Origin of the sequence: Herminiimonas fonticola (assembly GCF_040395855.1) — a bacterium.
Classification (GTDB): domain Bacteria; phylum Pseudomonadota; class Gammaproteobacteria; order Burkholderiales; family Burkholderiaceae_D; genus Oxalicibacterium; species Oxalicibacterium fonticola_A.
Genome location: NZ_JBEBPO010000110.1, coordinates 1 through 6,911, shown reverse-complemented (window position 1 = coordinate 6,911; position 6,911 = coordinate 1). Strand labels below are relative to the sequence as shown.

Below are 6,911 nucleotides of genomic sequence, written 5' to 3'. Positions count from 1 at the left end.
AAAGGAACAGATAATTTGCCGTTACTGACTTCCATTTTTTGAATATCAATCACCAGGTGCACAGGCTCCTGCCCACCTTGCTCCAGCAATTGCGAAAGCGCGTCTTCAGGCAACTTGACCAGCAAAAGGCCGTTATTCATCGCATTGGAATAAAAAATTTCTCCAAAGCTCGGTGCCAGCACCGCTTTGATACCGAATTGCTGCATACCCCATACCGCATGTTCACGACTTGAGCCGCAGCCAAAGTTGGCTGCGCCAACCAGAATTGAAACGGCACGATACTGGGGAAGATTCAAGATGAAGTCCGGACGGGGCGTGCCATCCGGATGAAACCGCAAGTCATATAACAAGCCAGCGGCCAGACCCTTCTTGTCTATCCCGCGCAAAAACTGCTTGGGCATGATCTGATCGGTATCGAGGTTCGCCAGCGGCAAAGAAGCCGCGATTCCTTCTATCACAGTGGTTTTTGATTTCATTGTTTCACCAGTTTGCGTACATCGGTAATCTTGCCTGTCACGGCAGCAGCAGCAGCCATTGCCGGACTCATCAGATGGGTAATCGAATCGCGCCCCTGTCTTCCCTCGAAGTTGCGATTGGTGGTCGAAGCGCAGCGTGTGCCTGGGGCGAGGACATCGTCGTTCATCGCCAGACACATGGAACAGCCTGGCTTGCGCCACTCGAAGCCGGCAGCGATCAGCTTTGCAGCGATGCCCTCCTCCTCTGCCTGCATGCGCACCGCGCCCGAGCCGGGGACGACCATTGCACGCACGCCCGGCGCAACCTTGCGGTCGCCTATCGTTTCAATCACCGCACGCAGATCCTCAATCCGGCCATTCGTGCATGACCCGATAAAAACATGCTCGACCGGCAAACCTTCCAGCAGCATGCCAGCTGTTAATCCGGTATAGCGCAACGCACGTTCGGCACTTTGTTTTTCAATGCCGTCTTCCGTGCAAGTCGGAATGTGTCCGGTAATCGGAATAGCCTGATCCGGACTGGTGCCCCACGTAACGAATGGCGCTACATCTTCGGCAGCAAAAACATGTTCAATATCGAACACTGCGTCTTCATCGCTGCGCAAAGCTTGCCAATCTGCGATTGCTGCCTGTCGCCAGTCCGGGTTCAGCGCGAGATCGGGTGCACGTTGCAACACGTACTCGGCCGTCTTTTGATCCGGCGCAATCAGGCCGCCGCGGGCGCCTGCCTCCACCGCCATATTGCACAGGGTAAAGCGAGCTTCTATGCTTAATGCCTCGATGGCCGTACCGCAAAACTCGACCACAAAACCGCGCGCACCCTGCGCACCTATACGGCTGATGATCATCAGGACCAGATCCTTGGCGGTGGTGCCGTGCGGCAGATTGCCGTCAACGCGGATACGCATGTTTTGCGCGAGGCGATACACCAATGTCTGTGTGGCCAGCACATGCTCGACTTCTGTTGTACCGATTCCGAAACCCAGCGCACCGAGCGCACCGTAGGTAGTCGTATGACTATCACCGCAGATGACAACCATGCCGGGACGAATCATGCCGTGCTCCGGCGCAATGACATGTTCTATCCCCTGCAGCGCGTCATTGGTGTCGAAAAGAGGAATGCCGTGCAGGTCGCAATTACGCTTGAGATTGCTGGCTTGCAGCGCCGAATCCGTATCCTGAATGATGCGCAGGTGATCCGGACGAGTCGGAATAATATGACTCACCGTGGCGACGTTCTGCCCGGGCATTAACGTGCGCAAGCCACGCTCGTCCAGGCCGGCAAAAGCTTGCGGGCTGGTGTACTCGTTGAGCAAATGCAGATCGGCGAAAAGCAGGACGTTGTCGCTGTCGAGCTGCGCTACCGTGTGCGTATCCACCAGTTTTTGGTAAAGCGTGCGTGTCATATGAATCGACCTTTTAGATTATTCGGTAGTGATGCAGCGTTGCTTGACGCGCCTGGTCCGGATTTTAGATGTGGGTTCAGGATGTTGCCTTCAGAAAAGGCAGCACAAGTGCCAGCAATGCTTCCGGCGCTTCTTCGGGAATGTAATGCCCACAAGGCAACGCTTGTCCGCGCACGTCGCTTGCCACACGACGCCATTCAGCCAGTGTGTCAAAGCAGCGCTGCGCAACGCCTTCGGCACCCCACAGCGCCAACAGTGGCTGGCTCATCTTGTGTCCTGCATCGCGATCGGCTTGTTCGTGCACTAAATCGATATCCGCTGCTGCGCGGTAGTCTTCACACAGGCCATGTGCTGCACCAGGCAATGCCATCGCACGCATGTATTCAGCCAGCGCACGCGGATCGAACGGCGCCAGACCGGCATGACGGCGACCCATCACATCGCGAATGTAGGCGGCCGGATCGGCTTCAATCAAGCGCTCGGGCAACGGCGCTGCCTGAATCAGGAAAAACCAGTGCCAGTAGGCGCGCGCAAAAGCCTGACCTGCTTGCTCGTACATCGCCAATGTAGGCGCGATGTCCAGCGTCACGAGTCGCGATACGGCAGCCGGATGGTCAACTGCCAATCGATGTGCCACACGCGCACCACGGTCGTGCGCCAACACGACGAATCTTTCGTGCCCCAGCGCTTGCATCACACGGAGCATGTCCAAGGCCATCGTGCGTTTGCTGTAGTTGCCATGGTCGGCGTCGCCTTGCGGCTTGGATGAATCACCGTAACCACGCAAATCAGCCAATACCAGCGTGAAGTTTGCAGCCAGGACGGGTGCTACGCGATGCCAGATTGCATGTGTTTGCGGATGACCGTGCAGTAACAGCAAAGGCGGGCCCTCACCAAATACCCTCGCATGTATTTGCACGCCGGCGTCCGTGTCGATTAGCAGGCTGTCGCTCTCGGGAAACAAGGCCTTGGCCGGATTGTGAGGATGCAAAGTGATAGTCATGACTGCTTCTCTTTGTTCCAAGAGTGAGGTACATGCAAGGCGCCCATTTGAGCTTGGACATCGTTGCTTACAGCAACGATGAAAATGAGATATCTCAAATCGGCGCCTTCAATTTATACGACCTTTCAGATTATTCTGCAGTAATGCCGCGTTCCTTGATCAGCTTGGACCAGCTCGCCAGTTCTTTCGTCAGCTTGGCTTGTGCTTGAATCGGTGTGGACGGTTCCGGATCGAAACCTTCCTTGACCATTTTTTCTTTCAAGACCGGGTTGTTCAGAGCCTGGGCCAATGCCGCATTGAGTTTGTCGATCACCGGCTTGGGAGTGCCTGCAGGTGCAAAGACGATGAACCAGGTTTCAAAGCTGTAGCCCGGCAGGCCTGCCTCTGCCAGCGTCGGCACGTCCGGCATCAGTGACGAACGTTTAGGTCCGGTGACACCGATTGCATTCAGTTTCCCTACCTTGACGTGTGGGGCAGCTGCAGAGAGTACAGGGAAACACATGTCGACCTGTCCGGCAATGGTATCGATCATCGCCGGTCCGCCGCCTTTGTAAGGGACGTGAGCGATATCGACATTGGCGACGGATTTGAACAATTCTGCAGCCATATGAAAGGTGCTGCCGCTACCGGCGGAACCATAATTGAACTTGCCTGGATTTGCTTTCGCCAGCGCCAGAAGATCCTTTGTGTTTTTCCCGGCAAAATTCGGGTTGACGACCAGTACATGCTGGGAAGTTGCCACGGTACTGATTTGCGCCAGATCTTTCAGCGTGTCGTAAGGCATCTTGCGAAAGATCGAAGGATTGATTGCAAGCGATACTGTCTGCAAACCAATCGTGTAACCGTCCGGCTCGGCCTTGGCCACCGCATCGACGCCGATATTGCCGCCTGCACCTGCCTTGTTTTCGATATATATGCTGCCGCCGAGCGCTTTGGCCCATTCGTCTGAAATACGTCGCGCCACGATATCTGCGCTGCCACCGGGCGCATAAGGAACGACCATGCGTATTGGGCGAGACGGATAATTTTCTGCTGCTGCAAATGTGGCTGCGCCAAAACTCAGGGGAAGTAAAAATACTGCGGCTATGAAAGAGGAACGCTTCATATCGGTCTCCGATTTATTTTTTGTAAGAGCGCTCATCTTATTCGTAATTAACAGCTCTATAATTTACTTAAAATTAATTCATTCAGTCGTTTTAGGAACCAATGGACGGTATCTCGGATTTGGCATTTTTCTCCTTGCTGGTGAAGCGTGGCAGCCTGGCCGCTGCTGCGCAGGAGCTTGGCGTGACGCCACCTTCAGTCAGCAAACGGCTGGCTGGCATAGAAGCGCGCCTGCGCGTCCGCCTGCTCAATCGCACCACCCGGCGCATCAGCCTGACACCTGAGGGAGAAATATATCTCGCAGATGGGGCGCGCCTGGTTGCTGAACTCGAAGCGCTGGAACAGCGTATCTCGGGAGGCAACGTTACCGCCAAGGGTTTATTGAAAATCAGCGCCACATTTGGCTTCGGCCGCAGGCACATCACACCTCAACTGTCAGCCTTTGCGCGACTGTATCCAGAGGTCGATGTGCAGTTGCATTTAACCGATCGCCCCGTCAATCTGGTGGAACAGGGTTTTGATGCCGACATCCGGTTTGGCCAGATTCCCGATGCACGGCTCACCGCGCGCAAAATTGCCGACAACCGTCGCCTGGTTTGTGCATCGCCTGCCTACCTGAAAAATCACGGTATTCCGCTGACGCCACGCGACCTGCAAAAACATAATTGCATTCTCCTGCGTGAGAGCGATGAGATATACGGAAGCTGGCAGTTCAGCTCCGGCATGAAGCATGAAACCGTCAAGGTGCGCGGATCACTCAGTGCCAATGACGGCGAATGCGCAACCGCATGGGCGCTGGATGGCCAGGGTATTGTGATTCGATCTGAATGGGATGTCGCGCCTTATCTGAGATCCGGACGTCTGCGTGCGGTGCTTGAAGAATGGCAACTGCCGCAAGCCGATATCTATATCGTGTTTCCCACCAAGAATCACCTGTCTGCAAAGACGCGTGCGCTGGTCGATTTCATGCTGAAAGCGTTTGAAAGCCATCGGGCGGATCGAGGCAAAACCATCTGGTAGTGACGAAAACTATTTCCATCAACAATCACCAGGAGAGATGACGCACTTCTCCTGCGTATTTTTCAATGCTGATATCATATCGAAGGCGTGTGATTTCAAAAGCATTCATGTTTGCGGGAGTTATGCGTTTTTAGTACCTCCACAATTTGTTCTGCTTTATCCCCCCTTGATGCGTTGCACCTTGGTCGTACCCACGGACCTTGGATAAACTTGCTCATGGCTCCCTCTTATCAAAGTTTGGGGCCTCTTAGCTTAGCGCCTCTCAAAACCAGAGGTCATCAAGCTGACAACACCCCTTGCCTGGTGGGGCGATCGCAAATTCCCGGCACACACATTCGTGATGGATAGCCACGCTAATTTTTCAACCATTTTTCTAGGACATATCATGCGTCAAGAACGCGACTTCCTCGGCATCAAAGCCATCCCTCCACCAGCCTATTGGGGCGTACATACGGCCCGCGCTGTGGAGAATTTTCCCATCACCGGCCAAACCGTTGCGCAAATGCCGGAGCTCATTCGTGCTTTTGCATTCGTAAAGAAAGCTGCCGCTCATGCCAACCTGCAAATGGGCGTACTCAACACCAGCCAGGCCGACGCGATCTCCAAAGCATGTGACGATCTGATCGCCGGACAATTGCACGACCAATTCGTCGTCGATGTCATACAAGGCGGTGCAGGCACATCAACCAATATGAATGCCAACGAGGTAATCGCCAATCGTGCGCTTGAGCACCTCGGTTTGGAAAAGGGTCGCTACGACGTCATTCACCCGAACGATCACGTCAACGCATCCCAGAGCACCAACGACGCCTACCCGACAGCACTGAAGATTGCGATCTGGTTCGACCTTCATCAACTGCTGCAGGCCCTCGCAAATCTGCGTGGCGCCTTTGAAGCCAAGGCCACCGAATTCGTTTCCATTCTGAAGATCGGACGTACCCAGTTACAAGACGCCGTACCGATGACGCTGGGTCAGGAGTTTGCAGCATTTGCGAGCATGATTGCCGACGACGAAAAGCGCCTGCGGGAAACCGCAATCCTGATGACCGAAGTGAACCTGGGCGGCACCGCCATCGGTACCGGCATCAACGCGCCGGTAGGTTATGTCGATGTCGTCATTCCCAAGCTCGCCGAACTGTCGGGCGTCCCTGTCACCAAGGCACGCGACATGATTGCTGCGACCTCGGATACCAGCGGCTTCGTCGATGTCTCGGGCATTCTCAAACGCATCGCCACCAAGCTTTCCAAAATCAGCAACGACTTGCGTCTGCTCTCCTCCGGCCCCCAGGCCGGTATCGGCGACATCCAGCTGCCGGCGCGACAGGCAGGGTCGTCGATCATGCCGGGCAAGGTCAATCCCGTGATCCCCGAGGTGATGAACCAGGTGGCCTTTGAAGTCATCGGCAACGATGTTGCCATCACCATGGCATCAGAAGGCGGGCAACTGCAACTCAACGCCTTTGAACCCTTGATCGGCTGGGCACTGCACAAGAGTGTGATACACCTTGCCAAGGCTTGCCACACGCTACAGGTGAACTGTGTAGAGGGCATCAAGAGCAATCAGGATTTACTGGCGCAGCGTATTGCAGAGTCTGTCACCCTGGTCACGGCACTGAATCCGCTGATCGGTTATGAAAAGGCTGCGGCGATTGCGAAAGCTGCCATCGCAAGCGGCAAGCCGATTGCCGTGGTGGCAGAAGAACTGGGAATCATGAGTCAGGCTGACATGCAAAAACTCTTGCGACCCGAAAACCTGACCCAGGCAGGTGCCTTGATTTCAGGCTAATGCTGGTTGGTGCCGGGGTGTTGAGCCCCGGTGCCGGAATAAAAATGCAGTCTTGCTTGTTTAAATTTTCTCAATAACGATGGAACGGCGTCACATTCTGCGAGCGCCGCAGGTTG

The 6,911-nt window shown here is 54.9% G+C and carries 6 protein-coding genes; 2 read left to right on the top strand and 4 right to left on the bottom strand.

The genetic code is table 11. The features are described 5' to 3' along the window. From leuD to ABWP27_RS11445, 4 genes are all read right to left on the bottom strand, one after another. A partial coding sequence (gene leuD / locus ABWP27_RS11460; protein WP_353156858.1) for a 3-isopropylmalate dehydratase small subunit occupies positions 1 to 476 on the bottom strand: 476 nt, incomplete at its 3' end. After that, the gene (leuC, locus tag ABWP27_RS11455) at positions 473 to 1,882 is read right to left on the bottom strand and encodes a 3-isopropylmalate dehydratase large subunit (RefSeq protein WP_353156856.1); all 1,410 of its coding nucleotides are present in this window, start codon (positions 1,880 to 1,882) and stop codon (positions 473 to 475) included. The genes leuD and leuC, both read right to left, overlap by 4 nt. A gap of 76 nt (positions 1,883 to 1,958) precedes the next feature. After that, positions 1,959 to 2,885, bottom strand: a complete 927-nt coding sequence (locus ABWP27_RS11450) for an alpha/beta fold hydrolase (RefSeq protein ID WP_353156853.1) — start codon at positions 2,883 to 2,885, stop codon at positions 1,959 to 1,961. A gap of 130 nt (positions 2,886 to 3,015) precedes the next feature. Continuing rightward, entirely contained in the window at positions 3,016 to 3,990 is a 975-nt protein-coding gene (locus tag ABWP27_RS11445; protein ID WP_353156850.1) for a tripartite tricarboxylate transporter substrate binding protein, read from the bottom strand. A gap of 101 nt (positions 3,991 to 4,091) precedes the next feature. Between ABWP27_RS11445 and ABWP27_RS11440 the strand changes: the two genes are divergently transcribed. Both ABWP27_RS11440 and ABWP27_RS11435 read left to right on the top strand, forming a co-directional pair. Continuing rightward, the gene (locus ABWP27_RS11440; protein WP_353156847.1) at positions 4,092 to 5,009 is read left to right on the top strand and encodes a LysR family transcriptional regulator; all 918 of its coding nucleotides are present in this window, start codon (positions 4,092 to 4,094) and stop codon (positions 5,007 to 5,009) included. A gap of 385 nt (positions 5,010 to 5,394) precedes the next feature. Beyond that, the gene (locus ABWP27_RS11435) at positions 5,395 to 6,795 is read left to right on the top strand and encodes an aspartate ammonia-lyase (RefSeq protein ID WP_353156844.1); all 1,401 of its coding nucleotides are present in this window, start codon (positions 5,395 to 5,397) and stop codon (positions 6,793 to 6,795) included. Positions 6,796 to 6,911: the final 116 nt, after the last annotated feature.